General features: G+C 34.4%; 14 protein-coding genes and 1 tRNA gene. 11 read left to right on the top strand and 4 right to left on the bottom strand.

Going from position 1 to position 17,403, the window contains the following annotated elements; all coding sequences use genetic code 11:
- Positions 1–573 precede the first annotated feature (573 nt).
- The 6 genes from IPI31_14050 to dacB all read left to right on the top strand — a co-directional run bounded on the left by IPI31_14050 (position 574) and on the right by dacB (position 5,958).
- On the top strand, positions 574–1,257 hold the full coding sequence (locus IPI31_14050; protein ID MBK7568939.1) for a metal-dependent hydrolase: 684 nt from the start codon (positions 574–576) through the stop codon (positions 1,255–1,257).
- 37 nt (positions 1,258–1,294) lie between these two features.
- Positions 1,295–2,107 (top strand): ParA family protein, encoded by an 813-nt coding sequence (locus tag IPI31_14045; protein MBK7568938.1) that lies wholly within the window; start codon positions 1,295–1,297, stop codon positions 2,105–2,107.
- Between the two features lie 77 nt (positions 2,108–2,184).
- Positions 2,185–3,078, top strand: coding sequence for a ParB/RepB/Spo0J family partition protein (locus IPI31_14040; GenBank protein ID MBK7568937.1), 894 nt, complete (start codon positions 2,185–2,187; stop codon positions 3,076–3,078).
- Between the two features lie 9 nt (positions 3,079–3,087).
- On the top strand, positions 3,088–3,738 hold the full coding sequence (locus IPI31_14035) for a hypothetical protein (protein ID MBK7568936.1): 651 nt from the start codon (positions 3,088–3,090) through the stop codon (positions 3,736–3,738).
- Positions 3,735–4,454, top strand: coding sequence for a 4-hydroxy-tetrahydrodipicolinate reductase (gene dapB / locus IPI31_14030; GenBank protein MBK7568935.1), 720 nt, complete (start codon positions 3,735–3,737; stop codon positions 4,452–4,454). The genes IPI31_14035 and dapB overlap by 4 nt, the downstream gene beginning before the upstream one ends.
- Before the next feature lie 31 nt (positions 4,455–4,485).
- Positions 4,486–5,958 (top strand): D-alanyl-D-alanine carboxypeptidase/D-alanyl-D-alanine-endopeptidase, encoded by a 1,473-nt coding sequence (gene dacB, locus IPI31_14025; protein MBK7568934.1) that lies wholly within the window; start codon positions 4,486–4,488, stop codon positions 5,956–5,958.
- 295 nt (positions 5,959–6,253) lie between these two features.
- Here dacB and IPI31_14020 read toward each other — a convergent pair whose 3' ends face one another.
- A complete protein-coding gene (locus IPI31_14020; protein MBK7568933.1) occupies positions 6,254–6,628 on the bottom strand; it encodes a DUF983 domain-containing protein in 375 nt (124 codons plus the stop codon).
- 559 nt (positions 6,629–7,187) lie between these two features.
- Between IPI31_14020 and IPI31_14015 the strand changes: the two genes are divergently transcribed.
- From IPI31_14015 to IPI31_13995, 5 genes are all read left to right on the top strand, one after another.
- Positions 7,188–9,467: a hypothetical protein gene (locus IPI31_14015; GenBank protein ID MBK7568932.1), complete on the top strand. Its 2,280-nt coding sequence runs from the start codon at positions 7,188–7,190 to the stop codon at positions 9,465–9,467.
- Between the two features lie 563 nt (positions 9,468–10,030).
- Positions 10,031–10,501 (top strand): hypothetical protein, encoded by a 471-nt coding sequence (locus tag IPI31_14010; GenBank protein MBK7568931.1) that lies wholly within the window; start codon positions 10,031–10,033, stop codon positions 10,499–10,501.
- Between the two features lie 6 nt (positions 10,502–10,507).
- Positions 10,508–11,494 (top strand): flotillin-like protein FloA, encoded by a 987-nt coding sequence (floA, locus tag IPI31_14005; protein MBK7568930.1) that lies wholly within the window; start codon positions 10,508–10,510, stop codon positions 11,492–11,494.
- Positions 11,495–11,625: 131 nt separating this feature from the next.
- Positions 11,626–11,699, top strand: a tRNA-Arg gene (locus IPI31_14000).
- A gap of 184 nt (positions 11,700–11,883) precedes the next feature.
- Positions 11,884–12,894, top strand: a complete 1,011-nt coding sequence (locus IPI31_13995; GenBank protein ID MBK7568929.1) for a toll/interleukin-1 receptor domain-containing protein — start codon at positions 11,884–11,886, stop codon at positions 12,892–12,894.
- Positions 12,895–12,944: 50 nt separating this feature from the next.
- Here IPI31_13995 and IPI31_13990 read toward each other — a convergent pair whose 3' ends face one another.
- The 3 genes from IPI31_13990 to IPI31_13980 form a co-directional block, all read right to left on the bottom strand.
- The gene (locus IPI31_13990) at positions 12,945–15,374 is read right to left on the bottom strand and encodes a hypothetical protein (GenBank protein ID MBK7568928.1); all 2,430 of its coding nucleotides are present in this window, start codon (positions 15,372–15,374) and stop codon (positions 12,945–12,947) included.
- A gap of 97 nt (positions 15,375–15,471) precedes the next feature.
- On the bottom strand, positions 15,472–15,951 hold the full coding sequence (locus tag IPI31_13985) for a hypothetical protein (protein MBK7568927.1): 480 nt from the start codon (positions 15,949–15,951) through the stop codon (positions 15,472–15,474).
- Positions 15,952–16,223: 272 nt separating this feature from the next.
- Entirely contained in the window at positions 16,224–17,384 is a 1,161-nt protein-coding gene (locus IPI31_13980; GenBank protein ID MBK7568926.1) for a hypothetical protein, read from the bottom strand.
- Between the last annotated feature and the right edge of the window lie 19 nt (positions 17,385–17,403).

Below are 17,403 nucleotides of genomic sequence, written 5' to 3'. Positions count from 1 at the left end.
ATTACTCATTACTCATTTTCGTGAATCGTCAATCGTGAGTCGTGAATCCGAAAAGGAGAGAGGAGAAAGGAGAGAGGAGTCTAAATTTCTGGCGAAATTTTACAAGATTCATTAAATTGTCAAGAGTCATTAGTCAGGAGTAAAAACATTCGGCTATCGAGGATCAGACTCATTACTCATTTTCGTGAATCGTCAATCGTGAGTCGTGAATCCGTAACAGCGAACATTGAACATTAATTAGAACATGAACTTTTCGGCAAAGAGGATCAAACTCATTACTCATAACTCATTACTCATTGAATCGTGAGTTCTGTTTACATACATTGAAACAATCAGTTCTAAAATGAAATTAATCTATCAACCTTGCTCATTGCCTCCCACTCACTATTTACCACCCTACTCACCCTCTCTCACCACTCTCCACTCACCACTCACCATAAGAATAATTTCCTAATAACAAAATGCCCCCTCACTTATCCACAAGCCTCAAAAAGCCTGTTTAAAAGTTTGTTCCCGTTTCGTCGATTACGGATTTGTAAGGGTTTAACTTTACGCTTTAATTATTTAAGGATAATGCTGGTAACTTATTTCGGACATTCGTGCTTTCAGGTGAAAACTGGTGGGAAAACCATCCTTTTTGATCCTTTTATTACCGATAATCCCCTCGCAGCAGCTATCGACATTAAAAAAATAATCCCGGATTATATTTTTATCACCCACGCACACAACGATCATATTGCAGATGCTCTTAAAATTGCAAAGCAGAGTAAAGCAATGTTGGTTGCGAATTGGGAAATTTATAAATGGGCTCAACGACATGGTCTTACCAATCTCCATCCAATGAATATTGGAGGAGTTTGGAATTTTGATTTCGGAAAGGTAAAAATGGTGAATGCAGTGCATTCCAGTTCATTTGCTGATGGAACTTATGGAGGTAATCCTGTGGGATTTTATTTTGAGACAGCGGAGGGCAATTTTTATTTTGCCGGAGATACAGCATTGCACAACGATATGAAATTGTTGGGAAAACATCTGGAAATTGATTTTGCATTTTTGCCCATAGGAAATAATTACACAATGGGTGTGGAAGATGCCCTTATTGCATCTAAATATATTAAGTGCGATAAAATAATCGGGATGCATTACGATACCGAAGAACACATTAAAATAGATCATGAAAAATCAACAGCTATTTTCGGGTATCAGGATAAAAAATTAATTCTGATGAAAATAGGAGAGGAAGCAGAAATAAAATAACACAATATAATAACGACCTAAACCGCAAATTACAATCATGGGAAAAATAATAGCAATAGCAAATCAGAAAGGTGGAGTTGGTAAAACTACATCTGCCATCAACCTCGCTGCAAGTCTTGCGGTACTTGAATTTAAAACTTTATTGGTTGATGCAGATCCGCAGGCAAACTCCACCAGCGGTGTTGGTTTCGATCCAAAAGAAAATCGCATAAATATCTACGATTGTCTGATGAACGATAAACAGGCAAAAGATGCTATTGTGGAAACAGAAACTCCCAATTTACATTTATTACCATCTCACCTCGACCTTGTTGGTGCAGAAATTGAACTTATAAATCACCCGAACAGAGAACGCATTTTAAAAACAATTCTCGACGAGGTGAAAAATAATTACGATTATATTTTTATCGATTGTTCTCCATCATTGGGATTGATCACAGTAAATGCACTAACTGCAGCCGATTCAGTTTTGGTTCCGGTGCAGTGCGAATATTTTGCCCTTGAAGGTTTAGGAAAACTACTCAATACAATAAAAATTGTGCAAAATCGTTTAAACAATCCATTGCAGATAGAAGGAATTTTATTGACCATGTATGATGCCAGATTGCGTTTGAGTAATCAGATAGTAACGGAAGTTAAACGCCATTTTTCAGAGATGGTATTCGATGTTATCATTCATAGAAATACAAAATTGGGTGAAGCTCCTTCTTTCGGTAAACCTGTTATTATGTATGATGCCGACAGCACAGGAGCGATCAATTACCTGAATCTTGCCAGAGAAATTTTACAAAATAACGGTGGAATTAATCCTACCCATGCAAACGAATTATTGAATATCAATCAAAATTGATTAAATTTATAGTGTTATACCGAATTCAACTTGTGTTGAAGTCAGGTATTTTCTCCCGATGAAATGGGAGCTAAAAAATGAGCCAGAAAAAAAACGATCTCGGAAAGGGTATAAGAGCATTGCTCGAAGGTATGAATTCAGATGCCGAAGGCGATTTCCTGCAAAAAAAGAAGGTGCAGCAAATGGCATCCACCAATAATATTCTTCTCGAAAATATTGAGTTAAATCCCTTTCAACCAAGAGCAGATTTTGATGAAACTGCTTTGCAGGAATTGAGTGCGTCCATAAAAATTCACGGTGTTATTCAACCCATAACTGTTAGAAATATTGGGACAAATAAATATCAACTTATTTCAGGGGAACGTCGTGTTAGGGCTTCAAAACTTGCAGGTTTAAAAGAAATTCCTGCATTTGTTCGTGCAACCAACGATCAGGAAATGCTGGAAATAGCACTGATAGAAAATATCCAGCGCGAAGACCTCAATGCAATAGAAGTGGCCATACATTTCAGAAGATTATTGGATGAGTGTAATTTAACACATGAGGCATTGGCAGAACGTGTAGGTAAAAACAGAACCACTGTCACCAATTTTTTACGTTTATTAAAATTACCTCCTGATCTTCAACGCGGATTAAAAGAGAAAAAAATGACTATGGGTCATGCACGTGCATTAATAGCACTGGAAGATCCTGCAGGACAAATTGCTATTTATATGGAGATACTGTCTAAAAATCTTTCTGTTCGCGATGTGGAGGAAATGGTGCGCAATTACAACAATAAAAAAGTGAGTGTAAAACAAAAAACTGTAAATGCACTTCCATATGAAATTAGAAAAGTTCAGGATACTTTGGCATCGCGCCTGGCTACAAGAGTGCAAATTAAGAGAGATAAACAAGGTAAAGGTGAAATGGTGATCTCCTTCTTTTCTGATGATGATCTCTTCCGGTTAAAAGAATTAATTGAAGATTAATTACTGCGTGTGAAACATGGAAAAATATTTTGTATCTTCTTTTTATTCCTCACAAAACTAAGTTTCACTCAGGTAGATACTTTTTCTGTTCCTGTTACCGATACAATTTCTGTAATATCTGATTCTGTTATGGTAGAAATTTCTACCGACACTATTAAAACTCCTTTTTATAAAAATTTATGGTCGCACGAACCACATTCGGTTGGTAAAGCTGCCTTGTATAGTGCTGTAATTCCCGGATTAGGTCAGGCGTATAATGGAAAATATTGGAAAATTCCGATAGTATATGCAGGCATCGGAACCTCTGCGTATTTTGTATATTATTGGAACAGTTTTTATAAAGAATTGCGGCAGGAATATATTTATCGAACGGATGGTGATTCCACTACTAACGCCACAATTTATAATTATATCACAAGTGATGAAATTTTGTTGCAATATGTAGATAATACCAAACGTTATAGCGATCTGTTAGTGGTGGTAACTTCGGTAGTATATATATTAAATATTGTTGATGCGGTGGTTGATGCGCATTTATACGATTTTGATGTAAGCGACGACCTGAGTTTGCATGTGCAGCCATTCATTTTACCGAAAGGTAATTTAACACAAAATGATTTTAATACTTTTGGAGTAAATCTAAAACTCAGTCTGAAATGAAAATTGTTTTGATCGGATATGGTAAAATGGGTAAGGCAATTGAGGAGATTGTTAATGCAGATAAAAATTTGGACATTGTCCTAATTATTGATAAAGACAATGTAAACGAACTCACCAAAGAAAATTTACAAAAGGCGGATGTAGCGATTGAATTTACAACACCAAAAACCGCTGTGCAGAATATCCACACCTGCGTGGATGCCGGCATTCCTGTAGTAGTAGGCACAACAGGCTGGTACGACAATCTGGAAGCAGTAACAGAATATGTTCTTGCAAATAACGGGTCCATTGTGCATGCGACGAATTTTAGTATTGGTGTAAATATTTTCTTCGAGATAAATAAAATACTTGCAGAAATAATGCGTGAACAACCGCAATATGATGTTGCTATTGAAGAAACACATCATACACAAAAATTGGATGCTCCGAGCGGAACTGCTATCACACTGGCAGAACGAATATTGAGCAAATTAAAAACTAAAAATAGTTGGGTAAATAATAAAACCTCGATAAAGGAAGAGCTCGAAATAATTTCCCACCGGATTGAAAATGTTCCGGGAACACATGAAGTTATTTATTCTTCTGAGGCAGATGAAATTAAATTAATTCACACTGCAAACTCGCGCAAGGGTTTTGCAGAAGGTGCAATACTTGCGGCAAAATGGATAAAGGATAAAAAAGGCATTTTTACAATGAAGGATGTTTTAGGGATTTAATTTATCCAATTATTAATATTACCAAAGTCACATGAAAAAACTATTTTTTTATATATTATTAATTATATCCGGTTTTCCTTTATTTGCTCAATTAAAGATCGATAGCATTGGGCTAAACCGACTCAATGGAGGATTAAAAGCATTATCGCTCGACAAAGATCTTGTGCATGCAAGTTGGGGATTTTGTTTGTTGGATCCTAAAACGGGTAAGACAATTGCGGAATTCGATTCCGAAAAAAGTTTGGTGCCCGCATCGAGTATGAAAGTGGTGACCACTATTTCTACTTTAAATCTTGTTGGAGAAAAATACAGATATAAAACTGCTATCGAATATGACGGAACAATTTCGAAGGACAGTATTTTAACGGGCAATTTATATGTGCGTGGATCCGGTGATCCAACATTGGGGAACGACAGGTTAGATTCCACATTGCGATTTGATTCTTTATTTTCTATCTGGGCACTTATGATCAAAAATAAAGGCATTAAAGAAATTACAGGAAATATAATTGCAGATGCAAGTGTATTCGAAGATTATGCAACACCAGGTAGTTGGAACTGGGATGATATAGGGCAATATTATGGTGCGGGACCTTACGGATTAAATGTATTTGAAAATTCTTATACCTTATATTATTCTTCCACCAGTAGTAAATCAAAAATTGACAGCATATTTCCTGAAATAGAGGGATTAACAGTGTGGAATGATGTAACGGTAGGAGGGAGTGGAGATGAAGCATTTATTTACGGTGCACCTGATAATTATTATAGATATGTGGTAGGCACTATTCCCGCAAACAGAAAAGCATATACCGTTGATGGATCCATGCCTGATCCTCCATTATTTTTAGCACTTGAATTAAAAAAAGCGTTAATCAACTATGGGGTAAAAGTAAACAAACAAGCCACCACAGTTTATGCAATGAAAAGGGAAAAATTGGAAGTGAATACTATTCGTAAATTGTTATTTCAATATACCTCTCCACCCTTAAGTGAAATTATTTATCATACCAATCAGAAAAGCAATAATTTATACGCAGAGACATTATTAAAAACCACAGGTAAAGTTATTTTAAATGATGGAAGCACTTCATCCGGAATAAAAGCAGTGGAAAATTATTGGACAGGAAAAGGAATAAATCTTATCGGATTTAATATGGAGGATGGAAGTGGCTTATCGCGATTAAATGTGATAACAACTGAACAAATGTGCAAAATGTTGAACTACGAATTAAATCAACCTGAATTTTCAGTATTCAAAAGATCGTTACCCATTGCAGGCCAAACAGGCACCCTGAAAACTATTGGTGCAAATACTTCAGCCGATGGAAAAATTTTCGCAAAAAGTGGTTCCATGTATAAGGTGCGTTCCTATTCCGGTTACGTAAAAACAAAAAACGGTGACCTGCTACCATTTTGCATCATAATAAATAACTACACCTGCGGCAGCGCAGAAATAAAATCAAAATTGGAGAAATTGATGGTGTGGATGGCGGGGCTTTGAAATTGACAATTGACAATTGACAATTGACAATTTTTGATTTGACTTTGGATTGGAATTTTATTTTCTTACCTAAAACAAATTTTAATTAATGGACAATTTAGAATTTGACTAAGGTGTCAGGCGAGATTTCTTACTTCTTACTTTAAAGTTAAATGAATTAATAAAATATTATATGCTTAGTCGAGGCAATCTCATTTCTCATTACTCATTACTCATTTTTTGTTTCGGAGCTTAAGCCTAACAATGACAGCAGTTACCCCGTTATCAATTATCAATTGTCAATTGTCAATTGCCCCTACAGGTCACGATGATTATTTACGTATAAATTCAACCAAAGCGATCTTGAAAACCGAAAAAGATAAGGCGAGATTCCGATCCAGATAACTGCAACCATTACAAAGGCCCACGTGGTGGAAATGCCTAAAACAAAATTAAAAACACTGAAGAGTATAAGACTGGAGAAAACACCTATTGCATAACTCAGATACATGGCTCCATAATAAAAACCTGTTTCCGGCTCAAAACGCTGTCCGCAAACACTGCAGGTCTTATACATTTTTGCCATTTCATTAAAATTATAGGGGTTTTTATTTACGAAGAGATCTGTTTCCCTGCACTTCGGACATTTCAATCGCACAACAGATCCGAACCGCGAAATTTTCTTAGCCATCTGCAAAGGTACGTTAAACCATTATGTAATTGAGTGACTTTTGTTACTTTGAGGGACATAAGACATATGACATAGGACATAGGACTTGATATAGGACATGGGAAAGGGACAAAGGACTTCCTCCTCAAATACTTCTTCATGAAACCTTCGTGTTCTTTGAGCCTTCGTGGCAAAAAAATATACACTACCAATAGGACATAGGATATATGACATATGACATATGACTTGATATAGGACATGGGAAAAGGACAATTGGCTTCCACATCAATTACTTCTTCGTGAAACCTTCGTGTTCTTTGTGCCTTCGTGGCAAAAAAAATACACACTAGGAATTTATCCATTATTCAAACTAAAACTACTTCCCGTAACCTTCCCGTACCTACCGTCTTACCGGCCAAAAGTGGATAAGGCATCTGGAAAATATTCAATTTATTCTCTTCAATTACTTCTTTGTGAAACCTTCGTGTTCTTTGTGCCTTAGTGGCAAAAGATCGTTTCATCTGGACGAATTCGATCATTCAAATACTATTTTTTTTCTCTTTTCCGTTATTCTATTCAATTGAAACACATACCTTTAACTGCGGCCTTTCTTCTGTGCTTTTTACTTTGTGATGCACAAAAATTTGTAGATGCATATAACAGCGGCAACTACAAAAAATCACTTTCACTTGCACAAAAAACGATTGATAAAGATTCAAAAAATCTGGATGCCTATTTAATTAAGGCTTTATCAAATATGCACCTAGCATTGGATCCGGAAACTCAAGAAGATTTTCCTCTTGGTGTTGAATCTTCTCTTACCACCCTCGATTTTATTATTTTAAAAGATAAAAAAGAAGTTTTTATTCCCGCTCACCAGGCACAAGTAGATACTATTTTAGATAATGTTTTTCAACTTGCCCAAACTTATTACGACAACGAAAAACCTGTGAAGTCGGAAAAACTTTTGGATAAAATACTGAATATAGATCCCCAACCCGAATATTATTTTTTAAAAGGGAAAATATGTATGGACAGAGAGGAAACTGCCCTCGCAGCAGATTATTACAATAGAGCAGCAGCAAAAATTTATCTTGACGCAAAATATGGCAGAATTCCCGAGCCATATTTATCCGAAGCCTTTGTTGAATTAGCCTATTCCATTTACGAAGATCGCGACTACGCAAATGCTTATACCATTTTTAACAGAGCTTGTGTTTTATTTAAAAATAGCGATGTTGAAAACCAATATCTTGAATTTCTGGAAAGCCAGTCGGCGTCTATGTTTGGATATACGGAAGCGAGAATTTTCGATGTGTTTTTATCCAATATTGATACCATTAACGATATTTTAATCGACCCCAAACCATTTGAAAAATTAAAGTGGGACGTAGTGTTTAATTACTATAATTCATTGCGCACCACAAATGAAAATTTAAAGGCTGATTCCTTATTATCGTTGTATGCCTGTCGCGATAAAAAATATAATGCATTGGATACTTTGGTTTCAGGAATATTATCAAGAACAAAAATGAATAATGTGCTTTCAGTAAATAATGTTTCCTGCGACTTGAATGGAAGCAATACCTATAAAAAAATATATTCTTGTTTGCAAAATGGTAGACCAGGAGAGGAGGGGATGTATCTTTTAGTAGATTCGTTGATCTCACAAAACAAATTTTCAGAAGGCATTAAAATATTATACAATATTAAAAGACTTACTTCTGATAAATCAAAAATTACAACGTATGAAACTAAAATATATTCGCTGTTAAAAAAATCGGATTCAGCTTATCTAGCAAATATAAATATGTATGAATTAACTGTTCTTTTTCCGGAAAATAAAAACTTCAGATTGCTGCAGCAAAATGAAGCAGTTAATCAGATATTATCTTATATCGATAAAAATAAATTCAGTGAGGCAGGTGTATTATTGCGTCAACAAATTAAAATGCTTCCGAACGATGCAACAATTAATGCATTATATAAAAAATGGGTATTATATGATTACCAGACAAATTTTAAAAGTTACGATTCATGGACTGACAGAATTGTATGGAATGGTTCAACTGAAACCTGTGATCCCGGTAAATTAACTGCTGCGGATCAGGAAAAATTTCTGCGAGCATTAAATTATGTTCGAAGAGTTGCGGGTGTTCCCGATAAATGTATTTTGCGTGAAGAATGGAATGCAAAATGTCAGGCTGCAGCATTGATGATGTCTGCTAACGGAGACCTGGACCATCATCCCCCAAAAGAATGGAAATGTTTTACAGCGGATGGATATATGGGTGCAAATAATTCTAATTTATCATTGGGATATGATGGCATTGATGCATTAATGGGTCAGGTGGATGATGATGGTGGAAATAACGAGGCTGTTGGCCACAGAAGATGGATATTAAATCCATATAGAAAAGTATTCGGACATGGCAGCACAGGAAGTGCGATGGCCTTGTGGGCTTTAGGTGGAAAGGATTCTAATTATGATGATAAAATAACCGATCCCTACGATACACAATATGTAGTTTGGCCACCTGAATATTATTCGCCCCTTAATTTTTATATTTATAGATGGTCGTTTTCGCTAAGCAATGCATATTTTGATAGTTGCACCGTCGAAATTTTCGAAAACAATAAAAAAATAGGTGTAACAATTTTAGAAGATCATCAGGGTTACGGACAAAACACCATCGTTTTCGTTCCCGAACGCACAGAATCTTACGTTGATGCCGACACAAAATTCACAGTCAAAATTAAAAATGTAAGAACCTACTCTTACGATATTGTAAAGGATGAATATGTAAATGTTTATTCAGATTATACGTATTGGACAACGTATATTTCGGTGTTGCAATGATGGGATGAGAAATGCCCGCCCGGATGACCCTGTCGGGCGGGAGTTATGAGTAATGAGTGAGCTCCATGTAAGCCGAAGCTTTTTCCTCCTGACTAATGACTCTTGACAATTTTTTCGTGAATCGTGAGTCGTGAATCCGGCATTCACGGTGCGAACCACGGACTAAAGTCCGTTGTTACAAGATACACCGTCCTTTCAGGACTTTTGCTAATCGATATATCTTTAGTTCGCACGGACTGAAGTCCGTGGTTACAAGATGTATCGTCCTTTCAGGACTGGGATTTAAGTGAAGACAAACCTCCATTCCCCATTTAAAATCTTTTATTATTTATCTTTTTTTATCCGTCCGATCCACGTCATCAGTGTTTCCTCTTTTTTTACACATGTTCCACTTACTAAAGTTTGTTGATACAAAATGTATCGCTCTTTCAGTACTTTCATAATTCAGAAAAATTATCCGTCCTATGTCCCCTTTCCAATGTCTTATATCAAGTCCCGTGTCCCGTGTCCCGTGTCCTTTGTCCCTAACCCCGTGTCCATTTTATTTCCTACCTTAGCATCCTATGAGTTTGATCCTGATCATCACAATTATTGCAGTTGGTATACTTTTTATTTTCGTTGAATTCTTTTTTATCCCTGGATTTTCAGTTTTTTCCATTTTGGGAGGAATAGTTGCCGGTATAGGTTTATACATGGCATATAATCAGTACGGAAATACTATTGGAAACTGGATGTTAACAGGTTCCATACTTGCAACTGGCGGCATTATTTATTGGGGATATAAACGCACCCAATCAAAAAAATGGGCTTTAAAAACGGAAATAACGGGTAAAGTGAATAATGAAAATCTTTCTCATTTTAATATTGGCGATCACGGAAAGACATTAACTAACCTTCGTCCCGAGGGAAAGGCTATATTTGCAAATGATGAACGGGTAACGGTGTATTCCCTGGCAGATTTTATTGAAAAGGACACCGAAATCGAGATCGTAAAAAAAGAGCACAACAAAATTTTTGTAAAACCTATTAAATAAATAATTATGGATTCACAACAAGCAGTATTAATACTTGTAATAGTCGTAGGACTAGCGGTATTAATTTTCTTTTTAATATTTATGCGACTGTTCGGATTGTGGCTCTCAGCCCAGCTTGCAGGGGTTCGTATAAGTTTATTGCAGATGATATTGATGCGCTGGCGTCGTGTTGATCCGCGGGCAATTGTGGATAATATGGTTACTGCGCATAAAGCAGGTATACCTCTTACACGCGATCAGTTGGAGGCTCACTTTTTAGCCGGTGGAAACATCAAACGCGTGGTAAATGCTTTGGTGAGTGCCGATAAAGCGAATATTCCACTCGATTTTAAAGCTGCAACTGCAATTGACCTTGCGGGTAGAGATGTATTTGAAGCGGTGCAACTGAGTGTTAATCCAAAAGTAATTGAATCACCTCCGGTAACAGCTGTTGCTAAAAACGGTATTCAGCTGATCGCCAGAGTAAAGGTTACCGTTCGTGCCAACATCCAGAAATTAGTGGGTGGAGCAGGAGAGGAGACCATTTTAGCGCGTGTTGGGGAAGGTATTGTAACTACTATCGGTTCTTCCGAAAACCACAAGGCGGTAATGGAAAATCCGGATAATATCTCTAAAACGGTATTGGCCAAAGGCTTGGATAGCGGAACTGCATTCGAGATCTTATCAATCGATATTGCAGATATTGACATTGGAAAGAACATTGGTGCCGAACTCCAGATGGATCAGGCAAATGCCGATAAAAACATCGCTCAGGCGAAGGCCGAAGAACGTCGCGCCATGGCAGTAGCCCTTGAGCAGGAAATGAAAGCAAAGGCCCAGGAAGCCCGTGCAAAGGTGATAGAAGCAGAAGCCGAAATACCCCGCGCTATCGCTGAAGCCTTCAGAAGCGGCAATTTAGGCATCATGGACTACTACAAACTCCGAAACCTACAAGCCGACACCGAAATGCGCGACAGCTTAAGCAAAGGACAAATTAAGAAAGACGAGAAATAATTAACCACAAATAATTCCACACAAACAACGCATAACAAGCCTTCGAAATTAAGATTTCGGAGGTTTTGTTTTTTATTGCTATTTTTGCGGGATAATTGGGAGTTTTGAGAGATCAAAACAAACAATTTAGAGGCCCCGTAGCTCAACTGAATAGAGTATCTGACTACGGATCAGAAGGTTACAGGTTTGAATCCTGTCGGGGTCACTACTAAGACTAAGCTCTCAGCGATTTTTAAAGCGGAGAGCTTTTTTATTTGCATACAATTTGCACACAAATTGGAATTTTCGTATTGCGACACAACGGATATTTTTATACAATTTTCAAATTTGTTGTATTTCACAGGCCGATTAACTTTAACTTTATAACCCTATTAATTCGACTGAGTAAGATGATCCCAACAGTATTCATTTCCTATTCTCATGATAACGCTGAACATACTGAATGGATTTTAAGCCTTTCCAAGGATTTACTTGAAAATGGAGTTGATGTTATTCTTGACCAATATGAATTGAGTGCTGGGAAGGAGATGACCTTTTTTATGGAGCGAGCGGTACTAGCAGACAAGATACTAATTATTTTGACCCCGGAATACAATTCAAAAGCTACAAATCGAAAAGGTGGAGTTGGTTTCGAGTATTCAATCATTTCGCAGGAATATTATGACCACGGTACATCCGAAAATAAAATAATTCCAGTGCTTCGCAGTGGCGATAAAGAACAAAGCTGCCCGACCTATTTAAAAACCAGGATTTTTCATGATATGAGAGTGGATGAAAAATATGAAACCAAATTTTTTGAATTGATTCGAATTATCTTGGATAGACCACTCATTGAAAAACCATTATTAGGCAAGCTGCCGAATTTAGACGGTAATACTTTACCGGATTTAGAAACAAAACTAAACGATCTTAAATTAAAAGAATTACATACCCAAAAAAAGAATAAAATAATTGCTAATGATGAAGGTTGGAAATTATTTATTAACTGCGGTCAGGAAATTCTCAAAAACCTTAATGAATCATTGCAAAAATATCAATCAGCTTTTAACATTAAATTTTTTATCAAATTTGAACCTAATGAATACATTTTATTTACAACCGGAGAGTTTACCTATTTAGTAAAAATGAAAAATCGATTTGCCCATTCGGCAAATGGTGCTACTTTACATTTGAATTTTTTCAAAGGCCCTATTGGATTCGATGAAAGATTTTGGGATTACACAGAAAAGATTGTCAATCTATATTTAACCGAATACAAATTTGACTTAGACGAAAATCTAGAACCTGTTTTTATAATGAAAGAAAATTCAAAAGTTCGATTATATCCGATTGAGATACCTCAGAAGGCTCTTCGAGATTTACTTTTTAAAGAAATTGAATTAAGAGAGTCCCGATTATAAGTAAATTCACAATTTTAAGGCTCGCTTAATTATCGAAAAAATAAATCCTTTTAACATATTTCGTCTAAAACAGCGAAGATAGCCTCCCTATCATTGTGGCTTCCAGTGGCTTTATTTATATTGATATCATCGCCCCAAAATGTAAAAGCTATCAATCTCGATAATAATTTTGGATTTACTTGCTCAATACCTCTCGCTTCTAATAATTTTCTTCCTAATTTGTAAGTAAATATAAAACTTTGTATCGCTCTTGGTCCAATTGTAACCCAGTTATTGCTATTTTTATTTGATAAAATTTCAATCGAAGATATTATTGCAACTTTTTCATCATTTGAAAATTCTTCCAAGTTAGGTAATAATTTTGAATGATTTTGAGTTTCTACTTGTGGTGTTTTAGTATCCGCTGGTAAATTCCCTAAAGTATCTGCATTACTATTTGATACATTTTCCGCTGTAATTGAGTTGTTCGATACGGAACATATAATTTCCTTTTTATAATTTAAATATGATGTTGCATATTGAACACTTTCTTTGCTATTTATTGGAGGAAGACGCAAATGGGCGATAAAAAGTTTTTGCATATTTTCGAAATAAATTCTTTTAGAATTATTTTTAGTATCTTGGATTTCTGCATCAGGAATTTCAAGCAAAAGATATTTATTTTTAATTGCAGTTTTAATTGAATTTTCTTCGAATATCATAACAACTTGTAAAATAGAATTTATTTCTTCGTCCTCGAGTAATAACTTTAAAGACTCAATGATGTCGAGCATTTCATTAGGAGTGATTCGATCTAAATCGTCGACAATTAAAAGGACTTTATTTTTTGAAATATTGATAAAAAATAACCAAAAGGGTAATAGAATGAGCAAAATTATAACAATCCAAACTATGATTTGTAATGTCAAAGGTGCTGGATAAAGTGTAAGGTTAGTAAAATGGGGGAAATTATTGTTGTCTGTAAGTCCTGAAAATAATGAATATACAAATGCTGTTACACTTAATAAATACCAAAAAACACCTCCGAATATTGATTTCTTGGTATACCTCAGTTCTCCATAAGTACCTCGTAATAGACTTTTTAATTCTAATCCCAATGTGGCTTGAAGTCCGAGTTTATCAGTATACTGAGTAAAAAATAAGTATTTTTTAAGTAACGATAATTTACTCTTCCCATAATTAAATAGATTATAAAATCGAAACAATCCTATAATGCCAAAAACGCCAAGTAAATATATTATTACTGATCCAAATGGAATTAACACAAATGATGCGCTAATTAATAAAACAATTATTGGCCAATAACCCAATTGAATGTATTTTCCCCTAAAAATACTTGGTATTCTTTTATACCATTTAATTTGGGATATTTTGTCCCTAAATGTCTCAAATAAATGAACCCATAATTCTGGTTTGGCTTTGTACTTCCATGCACTAAACCATACTGTGTCATAACTATTTTGTAATTCTTTCTCTACCAATCGCATTAAATAAGTTTTTCCTCGACCCCAATGACCAAGTAACGAAAAACAAATTTCCCCTTTACTAGAAGAAAGAGTTTCGGCAATTGCCTCAGCATATTCTTGTGAATTAAGGGACGGTTTTTCTAAATCAAATTTTCTACTTAGAACTGAGCCAACTCCGATTGAAAAATCTTCGTTAATTAAAGAATCCTTTTCAAAAACTTTATCCTTCGTAGGGTTATCTGATTTTTTTATTTTTACATCTTCAGGTAAAATTTTATCAAAAATTAGTTTTAGAGTAAAGGATGCCGCTATCATGCAAAACATATTCTTATTTACATCAATTTTCTTATCACGTTGATCTGAAACACATTTAATTATTAATATAATAGGGTTGTACCTTGGAATATCTTTTAAATCGATTGCAACACTTGTTGTGTCTAAGTCGATGGCTAATAATTCCTCGCTATAATTTTTGATGTTATCAATTTCGATTTGATTTATTTCTATTTTATCAATTAATGCTATTGCCCCATAATGAATCATTGGGATTCTACTCCCAATTGAATTACTTTCTTTTTTATAACCATTATACCAATCTTCCTGTTTGATTGATTTTGCCTTTGTTATTAAGCTGCGAGAATTTGAAAGATTTTCGGTACTTTCTGAACGTGTATAATTCGGAAACTTTATATGACTGAAATTAATTACTTTATCAGCAACCACTATGTCACCGATTTTTATATCACTTCGACTTACATCACCAATTATTCCTGAAAAGAATATATGACTGGGTTTTAATTTTTCTATTACTTTAATTAATTTTACTTTGCCAGATCCGGAATATGGATCCTGGCAATTTATTATAATTATTTGTTGCTTATTAATATTAATTTTAGAACCAAATATAGTTGTGCCAAAATCAATATTAATTAACTCTAAATCCCTTTTCTTTAATAAAAATGAAAATGCCTCAAATTCTATCTCAGAGGTTGTAATTATCAGAATTTTGTTCATAAGCAATTAATTTGACTGTTAAAAAATTTGCTATTTCAACAAATTCGCAAATTCTCACTGCAAAAATTAAAGATAATTATTTGTATTATCATTAAAATCAACTCAAACTTGGAAAAAATGGCAACTCTGGGCTATTTATGTCAGAAAATTTAAAATCTTGCTGAAATAGTATTCCATAGGTGCCCGATAAATCTATATATCCTTTATTTTGCAAACCAGTAATCATTTCTTCTGAAAAAACTAAATGAAAAGAATATTTACCTTCCTCACTTTTAAAAAAGAGTTCTTTATTGGCCAATAGCAAAGATTTAGGAATTACATAAAAAGTTTTTGTGTCTAATGGCAGAAGAATAACATAATCTACTCTATCCAGAACATTCTCAGCAACACCATACCATATTATGTCGTAATGTTCTAGATGTGTTTTGTGTCTAGTAGTTTTTAAATTACAAACAATTGATGTATCCTTCCCCTTAATTCGGATTTCACTCAGATCCTCCCTATTGATGTAAACCGTATACCCAATTTTCATAAGTTCATCAATAAATTCTTGTTTGTGTTTAATTATATCGTTCATAATATTAATTTATATAAATTTATTATTAAATCGTTGATATATTTTCCTTATCAACCACTCCTAAATATCATTTTTAAACTCAGAATTAACCATAATCTTGCCAAAAACATCTTCATTTTCATTCATTCTGTTAATCAAAGTTTGAATAAACACTTCTTCAAAAGTGTATTTAAAATTTCAATCTGATTGCTCGGGGCTCTTAATTCTAATTCTTCATTCACAATAAATACAAATATAGGATAAGAAAGTAAAAATCATAAGGTTCTCGCATGTTAATCTAACTTCCTCTTAACCTTTTCGGTTCTTATTGTTTCGATTTCAATATCTTCTGTACGCTTTTTATTAATATCTAAATATGTTTGTGGAACTACTTGAGTAAAGGTAAAATATGCATTATCAAGATAAATGAACAATGCAATAAAGTCAATTGGTTTTTCCAAATCATCTTGATTAACATATAATTTTTGTCCTAATAGGTGAAAATCGACATTGTCAGTAAAACTTATTAAGACGCCATCGTCATCACTCATATTACTAAAGTCAAGGCCTGTATTGGAGGTAATATAAAAATCAAAAACATTGTAAGTATAAGTCTTCTCAATTTCATTTGTCGATATATCTATATCCCAATTTGCAGTTGCGCTATTAGTGGAGGATGAAATAATTAACGATAATTTACCGGCTTCATATTTTATTGGCTCTGTGCATATGTATTTAGAAAAAGTAACTCCTGCTGGGACTAAAATATTTTCTGATAGGTTTTCGTTTATCAGTAAACTTATTTTTGAAAAATTGTTAATGTTTTCAATTTTATAAAGATCTAGAACCTCCTGTGTGGAATATCTAGAATAAAGTTTTCCGCCAAAGAGTAAATTGATTTCTTCGTCAAATATTATTGGTTTCGCAGTTAGATTTTCTATTGTCAATTGATAAACACTCAAATATTTTTTATTTAAATAAAATGGGTTAATTGCAATTGGAATATTTGATTCTATTTCAGGTTCGGCTTCAGTTTTTCTATTCTCTACACTTAACTTAACCTTGTTATATTGTTCTTCAGTTATTTTACTATTTTCAAGCAAAATTTCAGCAAGTTCCATTAACATTTCTGTATTTGTTTTTTCTGCTTTTTGTCTCTTTTTCTTTTTCTTGATGAAATAATCATTTTTGCTTTGATCATAATCTTTATATTGCAATTGCCCATTGGCAAGGCTTTTTTCATAAAATAATTCATCCAATTCAGGTGGATTAACAGGAGTTACCTTAATTATTAGGCCGGAGTTTAATTTAAGTGTTATTGTTTTTTCACCTGTATAATTTATCTCTGACAATGTGTAAATTTCTTCAACCTTGGTTAACGAAATACCTTCCTGGGCTTGGAGCTTACCAAATAATAATGTGCAAATAATTGGTATAAATAGAATGGTTTTCATACTTATGTAATTTATTAAT

It is taken from the genome of Bacteroidota bacterium (assembly GCA_016706865.1).
Classification (GTDB): Bacteria; Bacteroidota; Bacteroidia; order Chitinophagales; family BACL12; genus UBA7236.
This window is presented reverse-complemented; position numbering and strand designations above follow the sequence as displayed.